Here is an 18,240-nt window from a genome sequence, read left to right on the forward strand (position 1 = left end):
AACCCAATAATAATGGTGATATATAAGATTAATCCATGTAAAATATCTTGATAGTGTTTTCGAATAAATCATCAAAATCAAACAAATAGAGAAAAATTGACACCCTCTGATTTTGGTCAGGAAACGATTCAATAATATGTGCGTTATGGGAAGTGAAACCTAAAAAAAATGTGACTCAATTTTTTTACACTCTTATACTTATTTAAAAATGAAACGTGCATACCTAATATTATTAACTCTTTTGTTGCCTATGGTGAGTTGGGCGACTGAATATTATACTGCCAACAGTAAAGGAGGTGGCAATTTTGCAGATGAAATTTGGACAACCTCTGCAGATGGATCAGGAAGTTTAGCAGACACTACTGGAATATTTAATACATCAAATAATTTTACAATTTTAAGTGGGCATTCTGTAAGTTGTCCATCTAAAGAATTAGACATAGGTGATTTGACAGTCAAAGGAACATTAACTGAGTTTATTGTTTCATTGAATGATATTAATATTCAAAATTTAGTAATAGAAGGAACCATTAATTTTGCAAGTTCACTTATTGACGGGAATTTTAATGTTGTCAACTATTTTGCTTTAGATGGATCAAACGTCATTTTTGCTAATAACTTGATGAATTATAATGTGAGTGGTTATTTTTACATAGGAACTACTTCAACTTTTAATTATAGTAATAGTGCTGAAAACAAAATTTCAGGTAATGGCCGATTTGATGAATATGTCAACCCGCTTGTAACGGTAATTAGTGATAAAGGAGTAGTGTATGCAAATGATCAAGTAGTATCCACAAATTTATCTGATTTCCCAACGGACTTCTTAAATGAGGAAGCAACGATTCAATTAAATAAAGATCATACCTTAACCATTGATCAAGCTATTGGAAGTGATTTATCTTTTTCTGCAGGTTTTACAACTTCGCCTGGTAATAATGGATCTATTACTTTTTCTACAAATGCATCTGGAACTTTTAAAACCGCAGATACTAATCCATTTAACGACATTGTTGTGAATACCAATACCAGTGTAACACTTGGAGGTGATTTTTATATGGGAGGAGAGTTGACATTGACGAATGGAGTTATAAATGGAGGAGGAAACCGATTTGTAATTAATTCTGGTGGTAGTATTAATAGTGCAACTTATTCAACAAGTTTAGGATCAATAGCATCTGGCGGATCTGATGCTTCTCATATTAACGGTCAAATGTCTATGACTTTTGCTACTACAGGTAATTATACTCTTTTGCCTGTGGGTGATGGAACCAATTTAAGAGAAGCAGGTGTTCAGAATTTAGCTGCTACTGCAGCACATACGCTTACGGTTACCTATAATAATACATCTCATGGTACTTCTACATTAGATCCTGGTTTAAATGAGGTAGAAGTGAGTAATGTCGAATATTGGGATATCAATGTTTCGGGTACTGACCAAACAGGTTTTACGGAAAACTTTAAAGTGGTCATTTCCTATAATTCATCCTCGTTAATAGATGAAACAAAATCTGGTACATTACATTTATTCCATTATAGTAGTGGGGATTCTCATTGGGATTCAGAAGCAGATGGTACACATGGTGACTTTACTATTCAGTCTAGTGGTGGTGGAAAAGGATTTATCTCTGCTCAAACGCTAACGTTTAGCCCATTTACTTTCGGAGGTGGTTCAGATCATGATTTATCTGTAGCCCTTAGTAATTTCTCTGCTTCTCCAAATAATAAGCAAGTAGATATCTCATGGTCCACTGCCACAGAAATTAATAACTCTCATTTTGATATAGAAAGATCGTCTGATCAAAAATCATGGGAAGTTATTGAAAGAGTTGATGCAAAAGGAGGTAATTCTAGTGTCAGTATTGACTATGAATTTACAGATGAGCGACCGTTACAAAATGCCTATTATAGATTGGTACAATATGATTTAGATGGTACATCAGAAACTTTTGGGCCAATTCAAGTGAGTCTTATATCTATGGCTAATGAGTTTAAAGCTGAATTACACCCTAATGTTTTTGATAGGAGTCAAGCAATTAAGCTAGCCCTTGAGGGTCTGACTAAAGGATCTGATATTTTGATTCAAGTATATGATCACCACGGAAATTTGGTGGTAGATCAAATTATTGAGCAAACATCAGAAGAAAATATATTACAAGAATTTAAAATTCCAGGGCACTTACCTGCTGGTATGTATCACCTTAACGTAAGTTCGGGAGTAAAGATATCTAGAAGCAAATTCGTGCTTCATTAAGAATTTAGGTAAGAGAAGTATATAACGAGTGAATTAATTGTCAAGCATCTTCACGGGTTTCCTGTGGAGATGCTTTTTTTATTTATTTTTTTGAATTTTCAGCTTCAATAGGAAGGTCTGTAGCAATAATATCAACACCTAAATCCCAAGCTGCTTGATATTCTTTTGCACGTTGTTTTTCATCTTTCACCTTATCAGAGGTATGGAAAGTTGCATTAATACAGAAGATACCTTTTTCATGCAATGTATCTAGAAGTGCTTTATCACATAATCTCACACCAGTAAAAGCAATCATACGATCGAAAGGAATACCTGATGCTTTCGCTTCTTCCCAATGTTGATTATTCATGATCGTTACACTAATCATCAATTCTGGAGCTAATTTGTGGACAAGTTTAGCATCTTCCCAATTGTAAGTGATGACAGCTGCATATTTTTCCACTTTTGCTTTACGGATAGCATCAACTATCATTTCGAAAGGAACACCTTTTTTAACATCAACAGTCAATACCGCATAACCTTTTGATGTCCATTTTAAGACCTTATCAAAACGATCAAATTTATATTTTGTCAAATTTCCGTCATCATCTTTTAGACGAATTTTTTGAAGTTCCTTCCAAGTATAATCTCTAACACTGCCTTCGCCCGTTGTGGTTCTCCCCAATGCATTGTCGTGCATTAGAAACATCACAGAGTCCTTACTCATCTCTACATCCAATTCGATCACTGGAGCATAGATATTTTTTACCAAATGTTTAAAAGTAGGAATACAGTTCTCTGGATATCCTGGATAAGGACCTCCTCTATGTGCACTTACCAATTGTTTTGGTTGTGCGTTATAATCCATAAACTGATAGAAATCTTCTACTGATTCGAAATTCAACTTTTGAGCATAAATAGTAGTACTACCCAAAAGGAAAGTGATGAGGATAATGAGATTTTTCATTGTGCAAATAGTTTTTGATGCTAAATGAATCGCAATTCTTCAACTTATAATTAGAAAAGAAAAATGCGTACGCCTATAAGCCGAGTTCTGTGTCGTTCATACTTTAAATACATAAAGCGATCCAACCTCTGTCATTTATCTAGACCTGCAATTACTCACAGGTTCCATCGACCTACCCACCTTATCTGATTGCTCTGTGAAGCGAGCAACTTCACTCCCGAAGGAAAATAAGGCCTATTTGGTCTTTCATCTCACAAGGTTTACCATGCCATTTGTGTCGCCACAAACGCGGTGAGCTCTTACCTCGCCGTTTCACCCTTACCCGAAGGCGGTTTACTTTCTGTTGCACTTTCTGTCACTTGTTACCAAGTGCCTTCCCGTTAGGAAGTGTGATGCTCTCTGATGCTCGGACTTTCCTCTTCAGTCTAGCTGAAGCGACAGAGCGGCGTACGCAAACACAAAAGTAAACATTATGCTTTAGGAAAGAAGGAATGTGGGAGAGAATTAAGAAATATTGTTTCTGTGAAAAGTTAGGAGATAGGAATTAGGAGGTAGGAGTTGGCAAAGTTAACGCTCGTTTTTAACTAAGAAACTAAGAAAATTAATTTGTTGAGATTATTAATGCAAATATAGATATCATTATTTCCCCGTCTCCAACGAGGTGGCCTTGGCCCCTCGAGGACTCTCGATGTATGACAAGCAACTTTGAAAGTAATAGTACAGCGTCTACCCGTAAGCCTAAAACACAAAAAAGCCTCAACAGAAATGTTGAGGCTTTTGCTCCTCTTCTTGGACTCGAACCAAGGACCCTCTGATTAACAGTCAGATGCTCTAACCAACTGAGCTAAAGAGGAATATATTTTGTAGCTCTCCTTCTTGGACTCGAACCAAGGACCCTCTGATTAACAGTCAGATGCTCTAACCAACTGAGCTAAAGGAGAATGAATTTGAAAATATATTTTTGCTCTCCTTCTTGGACTCGAACCAAGGACCCTCTGATTAACAGTCAGATGCTCTAACCAACTGAGCTAAAGGAGAAGATTTTTCAAATTCTGCTTAAAGGATCGTTTTCCTTTAAAGCGATGCAAAAGTAGTGTGTGAATTTGAATTTGCAAAATCATTTATAAAATAAATTGCAAACTAAATTAAATAATATTGAAAATCAGACTGAAAAAGATTTTGAGGAATTATTCTTTGACAAAGTAATCGTTGATTTCATCAATATATTGAAGGATTTCTTTACATCCTTCTCTAGTTTCTGAAGATGTAACGATCATTGGAGGAAATTCTTCCCAAGTCTCTTTTAACTTTCTTTTGTACAAAGCGATCAATTTTGATGCTTTACCCTGACCTAATTTATCGGCTTTAGTAAAGACAATACAGAAAGGAAGTCCTTTTTCGCCCATCCATTGCATAAAGTCTAGATCGTTTTTTAGAGGTTCATGACGGATATCCACCAAAACGAAAGTGTTCATTAAGTTTTCACGAGAGGCAATATACTTTTTTACCATACGCATAAACTTCTCTCTTTCAGTTTTACTTACTTGAGCGTAGCCATAACCTGGTAAATCGCATAGATACCATTCTTCATTAATCAAAAAGTGGTTGATTAATTGCGTTTTACCCGGTGTAGAAGAGGTTTTTGCCAACTTATTTTGTTTGGTCAAAGCATTAATCAAAGATGATTTACCTACGTTCGAACGTCCAATAAAAGCATATTCAGGACGGTCGGGAGCAGGACACTTCTCCACATCAGTATTACTTACAACAAAAACGGCTTCTTTAATTTTCATGATGATTCCTTAATTATTCAAATACAAAGGTAATGAAGTCCTACTAAAGAAAGTATAGTTTGATGTCGTTTAGAGACATAAGGATCGTTAATGTCTAAGAATCATTAAGAAATGTCTATTTGATAAAATATGATGATATCCATCAAAGCAATTGGTTTTTCATATCATATTCTTGGTTTATATGACAAATCTTTTTCTTACTCCTTACTTAATTAACTATCTTTGCGACCGGCAAAAAAACAACAACGTTATCAATATAAATTATGAAAGCATATGTTTTCCCTGGGCAGGGTGCTCAGTTTACTGGTATGGGTAAAGACCTTTATGATGCTAATCCTAAAGCAAAAGAACTTTTTGAAAAAGCCAACGAAATTTTAGGTTTCCGTATCACAGACGTAATGTTCGAAGGAACAGCAGACGAATTGAAGCAAACAAACGTAACTCAGCCTGCAGTATTCTTGCATTCTGTAGTGACTGCTTTATGTGCAGAAGAATTTACTCCAGATATGGTAGCTGGTCACTCTTTAGGTGAATTTTCAGCTTTAGTAGCTTGTGGTGCTTTAAATTTTGAAGATGCTTTAAGTTTAGTTGCTAAAAGAGCTGCAGCAATGCAAAAAGCTTGTGAAATGAACCCATCAACAATGGCTGCAATCTTAGGTCTTTCTGATGAAGATGTAGAGAAAGTATGCGAAAGTGTTGAAGGAGTAGTTGCAGCAAACTATAACTGCCCTGGTCAATTGGTAATCTCAGGTACTAAAGAAGGAATTGAAGCAGCTTGTGAAGCAGCAAAAGAAGCGGGAGCTAAACGTGCTTTACCTCTTCCTGTAGGTGGTGCATTCCACTCTCCTTTGATGGAGCCAGCAAGAGAGGAATTACAAAAGGCTATAGAAGATACTACTTTGAATACACCTAAGTGTCCTATTTATCAAAATGTAAATGCTCAACCTCAAACTGAACCAGAAGTAATTAAAGAAAATTTAATTGCTCAACTTACAGCTCCAGTACGTTGGACACAAACAGTACAAGCAATGATGGCGGATGGTGCGTCTGAATTTATTGAATGTGGTCCGGGTAAAGTATTATCAGGGTTGGTGAAAAAAGTAGATCGTAAGATGCCAGTATCTTCATTATAAGAAGTTACTTTGATAAAAAATAAATATAAATCCTTATCACTTTCATTAGTGATGAGGATTTATGCTATAGACACTTTATTCAAAATTCCTTTTAGGTGTTTTTTATAGATAGGAGTACTCAAAGCAAACTCAGCCCCCATACTAATTAATTTTTTTCTGGCTCCTTCTAAACTATAAGGTGTAGTGCCCACAATAACTACAGAATCTGCAGCTACACGGATACTATTTACGGTTTCTTGAAACTGTGAACTCAACGTCTCAGAGTTTAGAAATACAATTTTTGTATCACTTTCTAAGATTAATTGAGTTAGATTTGCACTGTCAGATACAACAGTGATGATCATGCCCTCATCGGCCAGCATTTTTTTTAAGTAATGTGCATTAATGATATTATCATCAACCACAATTGCTTTTTGAGTAGTTGGCTTATCGAGGCTGTTTGCTAACGCCATCGTCATATTATTTATTCTTGGTTTTGAAAAAATCTATCGCTTCAAATCAATAACGAAATAGAGAATGTTTTATTATATGAATATTGAAAAAAATACAAAGAAGAAATTAATTAATTATTTATTGATTATTAGTGGGTTAACACTATTTCTTGCCGGGTGTAAAAATGGAGGCGATGGAGACTGGGAACGCAACAAAAAAGTAGAGGTAGAACCTACTTCAGAAGACCTTGATTTTTTAGTGACCATAACCACAGATTATGGTGATATGAAAGCGGTTTTATTTAAAGACACACCACTTCATAGAGAAAATTTTGTCACTCTTGTAAAGCAGCATTATTACGATAGTTTACTTTTTCATAGAGTAATGAAAAACTTTATGATTCAAGGTGGAGATCCCGATTCTCGTTTTGCAGATGATGAAGAAGATTTAGGTAGAGGGGAGATAGGATACACTATCGATTCTGAAATAATGAAAACACATTACCATAGAAAGGGAGCGTTAGCTATGGCCAGAAAAGGTGATGATGTAAACCCAGAGAGGGCATCAAGCGGATGTCAGTTTTATATAGTAGATGGCCGTGGCTGGAATAAAGATGATTTAATTGATTCTAGAATCGATCATTTAAAACTGTACAAGTATTTTGAAATGATGATTCAAGAACCTGAGTATAAAAAAATTACAACCGCTTATCAAACAATGGGGAGTAATGGAGACCAACAAGGACAAAAGCGATTAATGAGAAAGTGTATTCCAATGGTGGAGAAGAAATATGAAGTATCGTTGATCAATCGTTTATCATCAAAACAGTTAGAAGCATATACTACTGTGGGAGGAGCACCGTTTTTAGACGAAAAATATACGGTTTTTGGTCAAGTGGTAGAAGGTTTAGAAGTAATTGATAAAATTGCAACACAAAAAGTAAATAGAAGAAATAGACCTTTGGAGAATATCAAAATGTCTATTACAATTGAAGAAGTACCCAAAACACAAACTAAAAACTATCTGAAACAGATGGGTTTATAATCACATATTCTCATACGATAAGATTAACCTAAACAAAAAAGTTCCCATAAGTGATTATCAATTCATTAATTTTTACGATACGATAAAAACATAAGATGAATTTTTCAGTTTATAGATTGAAAATTAAAAATTAAACCTTGGAAACTTTTTTATTATTTTTGGTTTCCATACATTTGCTCATGAAATAAAATGGACGCTAATTATTATGTTTCGATTGTTCATTTATTTTACAATAGTACATTTATTCATCTCAATAATTCACTAAAATTTAACTCATTTCAGACACAATGACCACTGATCAACTTAAAATCAGAATCATTGATGAAGCCAGAAAGCAGTTCAAGGCTTATGGTATAAAAAGAGTCACTATGTCGGGGATTTCTAACGAGTTGGGAATCTCAAAAAAAACATTGTACAACGTCTTTAAGGACAAAGAAGAAATGATAAGTTCTTCTATTGAACATCATATTACTGAGGATATAGAATATGTAGATAAGGTAACGGATGATCAATCTTTAGACGGCGTTTTTAAATTGGCTAGTATATTCTTTTTCTTTTTCACTAGAATAAAAGATATCAATCCTTTGACATTTATGGATTTAAAGAAATTTTATCCAGAAATGTATCGAAAGTTCGAATGTCATAAGAAGGGTTGTTTTTTTGATTCAATGGAAAAAATCATGAGCCAAGGAATTAAAGAAAAATTCTTTTTGGAAGATATCAATGTCCCACTCTTAGTTTCTATGAGAATGTGGCAATTAGAAACAGCATTGGATACAAGTGTGTACGATCATTCAAAATATAGTGTAGAAACTATACAGCTAGAAATGTTCAAGCACTTTATAAGGGGAATCGCTACGACAGAAGGAATACTACTATTAGATAAATATCTTAAAAATTTTATCAACGAATCTCAATCATCAAACATATGAAAACAACGGCCTTAAAATGGGTCACTGTACTAACTCTGTTCTTTAGTACATCTCAATTAATAGCACAAACAGACTCTAATCAGACAGGAGATATGATGGATCTCCAAGATTGTATTGATTATGCATTTGCCAATACTGGTACAATCAAAAATGCTGTTATCGAGCAAGGAATTTCTCAAGCAAAAGTAGGTGAAATTATCTCAATGGGTCTTCCTCAAATTGATATTGAAGGTCAGTTTATAGATAATTTAAAAATCCAGCAGGCATATTTACCAAATATCTTTGGTGATAATCCAAATCCAAATGAAGTTGTTCCTGTTGCTTTTGGTACTCAGTTTAATGGAAACATTCAAGCAGCTGCCTCACAGTTAATTTTTGATGGAACTTTCTTTATTGGTGTGAAAGCGGCGAAAGTATACAATGAACTTTCAGCTAAAGAATTGATTCGATCAAAAATTGATGTTGTAGAAGCGGTAACTCAAGCCTACTATTATGTTTTAGTTCAAGAAGAGTATCTTGAATTGATCAATAGAAATAAAGAAATCCTAGAGGATCTTTACAACGAAACCAAAGCGACATACGAAGCGGGTATGGTTGAAGAAATTGAGTTCAATAGAATTGAAGTAACATACAACAGTATCCTAATCCAACAAACACAATTAGAACAACTTCAGATTATTGCTAAAAAGTTATTGAAGTTTCAAATGGGTATGGATATCAACGCACCTCTTCAATTGGCTCAATCTTTAGAAGATTTTAGAGATTTTATTGTTACTCCAACAGATTTAGCAGAAGCATCAAGAAGAATTGAATATTCTATCATGATGACAAATATCAAATTAAATAACTTTGATATTAGAGCGACAAAAGCTGAATATTGGCCTAAACTATATGCGTTTGGAGCTTATGGTTTTAACGCAGGTGGTAATGTAATATCTGATTTTAATTCTAACTATGGTGATTTTGCAAATATTGGATTAAACCTAACTTTCAAAGTTTTTGATGGTTTCAACAGATCCAAAAGAATCGAGCAAAAGAAATTAAAAGGCCAACAGTTACAGAATACAAAAACTGATTTAGAACGTCAGATTTCTATCGAACAAGAACAATCTAGAATTACATACGAAACAAATCTTTCTACTTTGAACTTACAAGAGAAGAATATGAATGTAGCCGACAAGGTGTACACAAATACTCAAGTGAAGTTCAAAAACGGTGTAGGTTCCTCTTTAGAAATTACTACTTCTGCTCAAGATTATCAAACAGCAGCCAACAGTTTCTATACTTCTTTATATGATGTTTTGGTAGCAAAATTAGCCTTCGAAAAAGCGAATGGCCGTTTGTTAAACTACATCGAAAGCGAGGATAAATCTAAAGATGAAGAAACGTTGCAAAAACATAATAAAGGAAAATAATCACAAGAAATAGATATAATCATGTTATTGAATAAATATAAAAAAGGTATTGCTCTTATTTCACTTGCAGGTGTATTGGTTGCTTGTGGTGGTAATGAACTAGAAGACAAGAAAAAAGAGCTTCATCAAAAGCAAGATGCTTTGGTGAAACTTGAAAAAGAAATAAAGGATCTTGAAACAAAAATTGAAGAAATTGAAGGTCCAAAAGAAAGTAAAGTAGTACTTAAGCCTGTAACAGTGTTTAATGTAGAAGCTTACACTTTCCGTCACTTTGTAGATGTTCCTGGCGACGTAATCTCAAACAGAAACGTTGTGGTTGCTCCGGAAACTACAGGACGTATCGTTAGAAGATTTTTCGAAGAAGGTGCTTACGTTAGAAGAGGACAAAGATTAGCTAAACTGGATGTTGAAATTCTTCAAAAACAAATCGAAGAAGTAGAGAAGTCACTTGAGTTAGCTGATATCATGTACGAAAAGCAAAGTAAGCTTTGGGAGCAAAATATTGGTTCTGAAGTACAGTATTTACAAGCTAAGAATAATAAAGAATCTCTTGAAGCTAAATTGGCTAGTTTAAAGGAGCAAGAAGCTAAAGGTTATATCATTGCACCTATCTCTGGTAAAATCGATGAGGTTTACATGAAAGAAGGAGAAATGGCACCTGCTGGACAGCCTTACGCAAGAGTAGTAGATATCAATAATGTTGAAGTTGTAGCTGAGGTTTCTGAGAAATATAGCCGTGATGTTAAGAGAGGAGATGAGGTAAACGTGAAGTTCCCTATGCTTGATTTCGAAAAAGCGATGAAAGTAAATGTAGTTGGTCAGACTATTAATCAAACAAACAGAACGTTCAAAATCAGAATGAAATTGAATGAAAAAGGTTTGGATGTTAAACCAAATACAATGGCAGTAGTTACTATTAATGATTACTCTAAAGACAACGCTGTAGCTATTCCTTCTAACTTGGTTCAAAAAAATACTCAAGGGGAAACTTTCACTTACATTTTAACTAACGATGGAGCTAAGAAAAACATCGTGAAAAAAGTAGAAATCAAAACAGGTAAATCATACAAAGGTAAAACGATGATTACTGAAGGAATTACTGCAGGAATGGTAGTAATTGATAAAGGTTACTCAGAAGTAGTTGTAGGAGAGGAAGTTCGTGTTGTAGACTATAAAATCTAATCTAAATAATGGATATGGAGTCAAATTTTAATAAAAATAGTAACGATCAACAAGACGAAAAATCAAAAGAATTTGGTTTAAGTTCTTTGTCGATCAATAACAGTACGTCGATTTTTATCTTGACCATCATTATTGCTGCGTTTGGATTAGCTTCGTATGTCGGAATGCCAAAAGAGCAATTTCCTGAGATCAAGATACCAATGGTGTACATTAGAACAATGCACCCAGGTAACTCTCCTGTAGATATTGAATCTTTAATTACGAGACCTATCGAAAAGGAATTGAAATCAATGAAAGGAGTAAAGGAAATTATCTCCACTTCTGCTCAAGATTTCTCAGTAATTACGGTAGAGTTTAATGAAGATGTAGAAACATCAAAAGCTGTTCAGGATACAAAAGACGCTGTAGATAAAGCAAAAAGTGAATTACCAACAGATTTGGATCAAGATCCAGATGTTCAGGAAATGGACTTCTCTGAGATTCCAATTATGGTAATTAACCTTTCGGGTGATTTTGAAATTCAAAAACTGAAAGATTATGCAGAGGATCTACAAGATGATCTTGAAGAATTTCGTGAAGTATCTCGTGTGGATATTACAGGTTCCGTAGAAAGAGAGATTCAAATTAATGCAGATCTTTATTCTATGGACGCCATGCAAGTGGCCTTCTCAGATATTTCTGATGCGATTTCAAGAGAAAACGTTACCATGTCTGGTGGTGATGTGAAAATGGGTAATGGTTTCAGAAGAGCATTGCGTGTTGATGGTGAGTTTAAGCAAGTTGAGGAAATCAAAAATGTAATTGTAAAATCTGAAGATCAGAATACGATTTACCTTAAAGATATTGCAGATGTTGAAGATAGCTATGTGGAAAGAAAATCATATGCTCGTTTAGCAACATCTGATTTCTCTGATAAAGGAGCTTACCCTGTAGTATCATTAAAAGTAGTGAAAAGAGGTGGTGAAAACTTAATTGCTGCAACTGATAAAATCAATGAACTTTTAGAGCAAGCAAAATCGACTTACTTACCACCAAACTTGAATATTGTGATCACTGAGTCTCAATCTAAAGAGATGAAGAACTCATTAACTAACCTAGAAAACTCGATTATCTCGGGTATGATTCTGGTAGTTATGGTACTTCTTTTCTTTATGGGACTAAGAAACGCCTTGTTTGTTGGTGTGGCAATTCCAATGTCGATGTTCCTTTCATTTTTGATTTTGAGTGTAATGGGTGTAACCATCAACATGGTAGTATTATTCGCATTGATTCTCGCCTTAGGTATGCTGGTGGATAACGCTATTGTAGTTATCGAGAACATTTACCGACTGAGGGAACAAGGATTGTCGAGTAAGCAAGCGGCTAAACAAGGTACTGGTGAGGTAGCATTAGCCATTATCTCATCAACAGCAACAACATTAGCTGCATTCGTTCCTTTAGCTTTTTGGGGAGGTATTATGGGTGAGTTTATGAAATACTTACCGATTACTTTGATTACCGTATTGACATCCTCTCTATTTGTTGGTTTAGTGATCAACCCAGTGATCGCTTATCGTTATATGAAAGTGGATGATGCAGATGCATATAAAACGATCAATAAAACTAAGGTAACTGTTGGTTTAGTACTATTTGGATTAGCTATTCCTGGTTATTTTGTAGGAGAAACTTATTTACTAGGAAACCTTTTAATGATTGGTGCTTTCATCGCTTTAGTGGATGGTATCTTGTTAAAAAGGTTAGCCTACTTATTCCAAAATGTGATCCTTGCAAGATTAGAATCTGTCTATCTTAAAACACTAAACTACGCTCTAAAAGGAAAAAGACCATTCTTCATTCTTGGAGGTAATACAATCTTTTTAGTACTATCAGTAATGTGGTTTGGAGCTAGATTAGGTTCTGGTAACGTAGAAATAGAATTCTTCCCTGGATCTGATCCTAGATATGTCTACATGTATGTGGAGGCTCCTCAAGGTACAGATGTGGAAGAAACGAATAAAATTGCTTTAGATTTAGAAAAACGTCTCTATAAAGAATTAGTTCCTTATAAATCAATCATCGAATCTATTGTAAGTAATGTAGGTGAAAACACAAACGATCCTCAAGATGGAGCAGGTAATACTGTAACACCAAACAGAGCACGTATTGCAGTAGGTTTTGTTCCTTACGAAGAAAGAGGGGATTTAAGCTCTAAAGATGTGAAAGCACTTTGTGAGCAAATTGCTAAAGAAATCCCAGGAGTTGAAATCGTAACGGACAAAGATCAGAATGGACCTCCAACAGGTAAGCCTATCAATATCGAATTATCAGGTGATGAATATTTAGTATTGATCAATGAAGCCAACAAAATGAAGGCATTGATTGAGCAATCGGATATTGAAGGTGTAGATAAATTATCCATTGATATTTCTGTAAGTAAGCCGGAGTTATTAGTGAACATCGATAGAAACAAAGCCAGAAGATTTGGAGTTTCTACGGGTATGTTAGCCAATAACATGAGAATTGCGATTTACGGTCAAGAAGTATCTAAATTTAAAGATGGAGAGGATGATTATCCAATTCAATTGAGATTAAAAGATCAGTATAGATATGATCTATCTACTTTACAAGATCAAAGAATTACGTTTAGAGATAATAAAGGACAATTCCATCAAGTGCCAGTTTCTTCTGTAGCTGCTATGGATTATAGTACTACAGTTGGAGAAATCAAACGTAAAGATTTGGAAAGAGTAGTAACACTTAGTTCAAACATCACTGAAGGTTACAATGCTCAACAAGTAGTTGATAATGTGAAGACTTTATTGGCAGATTATAAAATGCCTTCTCAATACAAATATAAATTTACTGGTGAGCAAGAAGATCAAGCAGAATCAATGGCCTTCTTATTGAAAGCAATGATGATTGCCGTTTGTGCTATCTTCTTGATATTAGTATCACAGTTTAACTCATTTGTAAAACCGTTCATCATTATTATTTCTGTATTGTTCAGTTTAATTGGTGTATTACTTGGATTGATTTTAACGAATTCATCATTTGTAATTATCATGACCGGTATCGGTATCATTTCATTGGCAGGTATTGTAGTAAACAACGCCATTGTATTGATCGACTGTGCAGATCAACTAGAAGCTGCGAAGAAGGAAAAAATGGGTATAGACCCAGACGATCGTCTTCCATTCAAAGAATACATCGAATGTGTTCAGAGAGCAGGTTTCACTCGTTTACGTCCAGTATTGTTAACGGCAATTACAACCGTATTAGGTTTGATTCCTTTAGCTACTGGTATGAACATCGATTTTATCGGTTTGTTCGAAAGCTTTAATGCTGATATCTATTTTGGTGGACCTAACGCCGATACTTGGGGACCAATGGCATGGACCGTAATTTACGGTTTAACATTCGCTACTTTCCTTACTTTGGTGGTAGTACCAGTAATGTTAACGTTAACTGAAAGAATAGTGAACGTGATGCGTGGTAAATAAGATTAGAAATTAGTAGACCAGTAATTTAAAAACCTAACCAAATGAATTTTTGGTTAGGTTTTTTTATTCTGACATAGTAAAAAATATAAACATATAGATTTTTGTTTTGATTATTATTAGATAAAGCGTGTTACATAAAATATTATATCATAAGTATTTTGTAAGTCTAAATAAATTACTGTATTTGCCTTCGATTCAAAAAGATTATAACTACTTTTTTATATTAATCTTTTAAGTGAACATTTTTTATGCTATACAGACTAGCTTTAACTTTTTACTAAAAACAATGAAATTTCATTTTATTAAAATTATGACATTAGTGTCCCTAATGTCTTTGCTTTTTTCTTGCTCAGAAGAAACGTCTAATCCAAACCAAAAAGTATCATTTTCATTTGATGTTACTGACAGTTCGTCAAGAGATTCTTTGACACCAACTAAAGTAATTGTTTCTATAGAACAAGATGGTGATGAGATTAAAAACTTAACTTCATTAGAATTGTATAATTCTAATGGCTCTTACATTTCAGAAGAATTGGAATTGCCAGGGGGAGATTTTTCAGTGACTGAATTCCTTGTAACTGATGATAGTAACTCTATTATTTACTTAACTCCTAAAGTAGGTTCAGACTTTGAAAATTTTGTAACTACTCCTCTTCCACATCTATTTAATGTAGAGAGTGAAGAGTCTACTATTGTTGTACTAGATGTAATTGATGCTCAACTAGCTTCGTTGGAAGAGTTTGGTTATTCTTCGTTTACCTTCAACATAGTTGATTATTTTAAAGTAGGTTTACAGCTTTATTTGTCTTTTGACGGAGGAGTTGTTGCTGATTCTAGTACAAATAATCATGTTTTTACTTCTTATGGAGATGTACAGTTTTCAACAGATAAAGATGGTGTTGAAAACAATGCAATTTCTTTTGATGGAGTCGATGAATACATTTCAATGAGTAATTCATTAGTAAAAGACTATGAAAAATTCACATGTTCTGTTTGGTTAAAACCTGATAATTTTGATGTTGAATATGTCGGTTTCTTTAATCAAAGCCCTGACTATTATGTGAGTGAAGAAGAAAATAGAGATCAAGTTATAGGTTTCTTTACTAGAAGTAAGTATCATCCGACTTATGGAGGTTTTGGATGGACAATTAACTTCCAAGATTATTCTTGGCTTGATACAAGATTTGTTTATGACGATGAACCAAATAAGTGGGTACATTATGTGTCTACGTTTGATGGTGAAGTATGGGTAAATTATATTAATGGCTTTGAAGTTAGTCGACACGAAGTAGAATCAAATAAGTTGTTAGGTAATTCTTACCCATTAGAAATTGGTAGAACAAGAGCATTTCCTTCAACAGGTCTTTTAACTAAATATTATAAAGGCTCAATGGACGAATATAGAGTATATGATAGAGCATTATCAGAATACGAAGTATATCAACTTTATAAAAAATAAATAGAAAAGGCTGTCATTTTACTGACAGCCTTTTTAATTATAATCAGTTGATTATTTAAGAGTTATTACCCTTTTCAATTTCACCAATCAAAAAACTTTCTATTTATTGCGTCTTTCTGATAGTTTATTCGTCTATTTATTCAAGAAATAATTTTTCGTCGATTTAGAATACATAAAGACATGATGAATACACAACAAGTATGGAATACATTCAAAGGTGATTTGCACAGGTTTATCAAATTTAAAGTAAATGATACTTCTGTAGCGGATGATATTCTTAAGGATGTATTTATAAAGATCCATAGCAATCTAGATCATTTAAAAGATGAAAAAAAACTGAGTAGTTGGGTCTATCAATTGACTAGAAATACCATTATTGACTACTACAGAAAGAAGCAATTGCTTTTTAAAGATGTGGAAGGGATGGAAAATCAATTTTTCATAGAAGATAGTCCAGAAGACGAAAGATATTGCAAAGAATGTGTTCGTCCGTTTATTCTTGAACTTCCTGAAGATTATAAAGACGCTATTCTAAAAATTACTTACGAGAATATTTCTCAAAAAGAATATGCTGAGAAAAATGGTTTGGCTTATTCTACAGTGAAGTCGAGAGTACAACGTGGGCGCGATCAGTTAAAAAAATCTTTCGAGACATGTTGTGTTGATAATCAAGGAGATAATGAGTGTTGTTCGGATAGAAATTAATTTTTTTTTCTTTTTCCTGCGTCTTTTTTAAAAAAGCCCGTCTATTAGTGTGAAAATCATTTAATCATTAAGTGAAGTTGATCAGCAAAGCTTAGCACTTGAGTTTTAACTCGGGTTTAAAATCTATAAAAAGTCATGAAAGAATCTATCAAAGAATGTTGCGAAAAATATAATTGCACTTGCGAAAAAGACGCTCAAGAAAATTGTGTTTGTACTTGTGAGGAGTGTAAAGATGCAACTTGTACTTGTAAATGCGATAAAGATGGTAATTGTGTTTGCGAATGCGATTGTGAGGAATGCAAAGACGAAAACTGCTGTGGTGGTGAAACAAAATTTACGATCACAAACGAAGAAGTAAACGATGGAATTTTTAGTAACTGTTGTGATACATCAACTTGTTGCTAAGTTTTTTGATATAAGAAAAAAGGCTTTAGTCTCATTTTTATGAAACTAAAGCCTTTTTCAATTTATACAAAAGAGTTATACCAATTCTCCTTTATTTAGAAGGTTCTTTCTCGCTTCAATAACCAATTTTAAACCTTCTTTCAAAGGTGTAAGGTCACGACCAAGAATACCTTTCATTTTTTCAATATCAGGTTGTCTTCTTGTCATATCACCTTCTTTAAGCGGATCTAGGTATGCAATTTCTGATGAAGATCCTGTTGTCTCAATAATGATTTCCGCAAGTTCTTTGATACTTGTGATATGATCATTACCAACATTAATTACATCGTTAACCATCAATTCCTCTTCAAGCATTTTGATGGTAGAATCAACATTGTCTTTAATAAAGCAGAATGTTCTTGTTTGAGACCCATCACCGTAAATTGTAATAGGTTCATTTCTTAATGCCGCATCAATAAATTTAGACATTACAAAGTCTGTACTTTGTTTTGGTCCATACGTATTGAAGAAACGAAGAATGGTGTAATCTAAATCAAATTCTTGTTTGAATGACTTGCAGTAGGCCTCACCCACGTTTTTTACGATAGCATAAGGTAAACGTGAATTTAATGGAGTAGTATGTTCGTGTTGTGGTAAATGAACAGGTTCTCCATATACTTCTGATGATGAAGAGTAGAATACTCTTTTCACACCTGTATTTTTTGATAACCTCAAGACATTTTCAATACCTTGAATATCCTCTAATACCAATACAGGGTTGGCTAATGTTCTCTTTACACCAACAACTGCTGCATAATGAAATACATAGTCAAATTTATAGGAAGTCATGATCGCCGCTATTTCTTCATAGCGATTCACATCACACTTAATAAATTTACAGTTAGGATGATCCGGTACCTTCCAAGCTTCGCCTGTTAGGAAGTTATCAACGCAAACAACAAAGTTATTGGGGTTTTCTAATAAACGGTCAGCAATGGAACTTGGTACAAATCCAGCACCGCCGGTAATTAAAAATTTATTCATAAGTTTACCTATCTAGTGGGTCTATTAAATTAAAAAAT

General features: G+C 34.0%; 14 protein-coding genes, 3 tRNA genes and 1 other RNA gene. 10 read left to right on the forward strand and 8 right to left on the reverse strand.

What is annotated here, in order from left to right; all coding sequences use genetic code 11:
• Positions 1-208: 208 nt before the first annotated feature.
• Positions 209-2,254 carry an autotransporter outer membrane beta-barrel domain-containing protein gene (locus KMW28_RS02245; protein WP_169665062.1) on the forward strand — a complete coding sequence of 682 codons (2,046 nt, stop codon included), beginning with the start codon at positions 209-211 and terminating at the stop codon, positions 2,252-2,254.
• Between the two features lie 82 nt (positions 2,255-2,336).
• On the opposite strand, the gene KMW28_RS02250 is transcribed toward KMW28_RS02245, so the two are convergent.
• The 6 genes from KMW28_RS02250 to yihA all read right to left on the reverse strand — a co-directional run bounded on the left by KMW28_RS02250 (position 2,337) and on the right by yihA (position 4,993).
• Positions 2,337-3,200, reverse strand: a complete 864-nt coding sequence (locus KMW28_RS02250) for a glycerophosphodiester phosphodiesterase family protein (RefSeq protein WP_169665061.1) — start codon at positions 3,198-3,200, stop codon at positions 2,337-2,339.
• Positions 3,201-3,260: 60 nt separating this feature from the next.
• An RNA gene (gene rnpB, locus KMW28_RS02255) (RNase P RNA component class A) lies at positions 3,261-3,654 on the reverse strand.
• Between the two features lie 326 nt (positions 3,655-3,980).
• Positions 3,981-4,054: transfer RNA gene (locus KMW28_RS02260), tRNA-Asn, on the reverse strand.
• 13 nt (positions 4,055-4,067) lie between these two features.
• A tRNA-Asn gene (locus tag KMW28_RS02265) sits at positions 4,068-4,141 on the reverse strand.
• A 23-nt stretch (positions 4,142-4,164) separates the two neighbouring features.
• Positions 4,165-4,238 (reverse strand) — tRNA-Asn (locus KMW28_RS02270).
• Between the two features lie 149 nt (positions 4,239-4,387).
• A complete protein-coding gene (yihA, locus tag KMW28_RS02275) occupies positions 4,388-4,993 on the reverse strand; it encodes a ribosome biogenesis GTP-binding protein YihA/YsxC (protein WP_169665060.1) in 606 nt (201 codons plus the stop codon).
• A 263-nt stretch (positions 4,994-5,256) separates the two neighbouring features.
• Between yihA and fabD the strand changes: the two genes are divergently transcribed.
• Entirely contained in the window at positions 5,257-6,126 is an 870-nt protein-coding gene (fabD, locus tag KMW28_RS02280) for an ACP S-malonyltransferase (RefSeq protein ID WP_169665059.1), read from the forward strand.
• Positions 6,127-6,185: 59 nt separating this feature from the next.
• Here fabD and KMW28_RS02285 read toward each other — a convergent pair whose 3' ends face one another.
• Positions 6,186-6,578 (reverse strand): response regulator, encoded by a 393-nt coding sequence (locus tag KMW28_RS02285; protein WP_158297703.1) that lies wholly within the window; start codon positions 6,576-6,578, stop codon positions 6,186-6,188.
• Between the two features lie 76 nt (positions 6,579-6,654).
• Between KMW28_RS02285 and KMW28_RS02290 the strand changes: the two genes are divergently transcribed.
• The 8 genes from KMW28_RS02290 (at position 6,655) to KMW28_RS02325 (ending at position 17,179) form a co-directional block, all read left to right on the forward strand.
• A complete protein-coding gene (locus KMW28_RS02290; protein ID WP_169665058.1) occupies positions 6,655-7,602 on the forward strand; it encodes a peptidylprolyl isomerase in 948 nt (315 codons plus the stop codon).
• A 287-nt stretch (positions 7,603-7,889) separates the two neighbouring features.
• Positions 7,890-8,534, forward strand: a complete 645-nt coding sequence (locus KMW28_RS02295) for a TetR/AcrR family transcriptional regulator (protein ID WP_066210445.1) — start codon at positions 7,890-7,892, stop codon at positions 8,532-8,534.
• Positions 8,531-9,949, forward strand: coding sequence for a TolC family protein (locus KMW28_RS02300; protein ID WP_169665057.1), 1,419 nt, complete (start codon positions 8,531-8,533; stop codon positions 9,947-9,949). Before KMW28_RS02295 ends, KMW28_RS02300 begins: the two co-directional genes overlap by 4 nt.
• A 21-nt stretch (positions 9,950-9,970) precedes the next feature.
• Positions 9,971-11,131: an efflux RND transporter periplasmic adaptor subunit gene (locus KMW28_RS02305; RefSeq protein WP_169665056.1), complete on the forward strand. Its 1,161-nt coding sequence runs from the start codon at positions 9,971-9,973 to the stop codon at positions 11,129-11,131.
• A 14-nt stretch (positions 11,132-11,145) separates the two neighbouring features.
• Entirely contained in the window at positions 11,146-14,610 is a 3,465-nt protein-coding gene (locus tag KMW28_RS02310; RefSeq protein ID WP_169665055.1) for an efflux RND transporter permease subunit, read from the forward strand.
• A 286-nt stretch (positions 14,611-14,896) separates the two neighbouring features.
• Positions 14,897-16,069: a LamG domain-containing protein gene (locus KMW28_RS02315; RefSeq protein WP_215585785.1), complete on the forward strand. Its 1,173-nt coding sequence runs from the start codon at positions 14,897-14,899 to the stop codon at positions 16,067-16,069.
• 180 nt (positions 16,070-16,249) lie between these two features.
• Entirely contained in the window at positions 16,250-16,774 is a 525-nt protein-coding gene (locus tag KMW28_RS02320) for a sigma-70 family RNA polymerase sigma factor (protein ID WP_169665053.1), read from the forward strand.
• Between the two features lie 135 nt (positions 16,775-16,909).
• The gene (locus tag KMW28_RS02325) at positions 16,910-17,179 is read left to right on the forward strand and encodes a hypothetical protein (protein WP_169665052.1); all 270 of its coding nucleotides are present in this window, start codon (positions 16,910-16,912) and stop codon (positions 17,177-17,179) included.
• A 75-nt stretch (positions 17,180-17,254) separates the two neighbouring features.
• Here KMW28_RS02325 and KMW28_RS02330 read toward each other — a convergent pair whose 3' ends face one another.
• Positions 17,255-18,202 carry an NAD-dependent epimerase/dehydratase family protein gene (locus KMW28_RS02330; protein WP_169665051.1) on the reverse strand — a complete coding sequence of 316 codons (948 nt, stop codon included), beginning with the start codon at positions 18,200-18,202 and terminating at the stop codon, positions 17,255-17,257.
• Positions 18,203-18,240 lie beyond the last annotated feature (38 nt).

Source organism: Flammeovirga yaeyamensis (genome assembly GCF_018736045.1).
GTDB lineage: Bacteria > Bacteroidota > Bacteroidia > Cytophagales > Flammeovirgaceae > Flammeovirga > Flammeovirga yaeyamensis.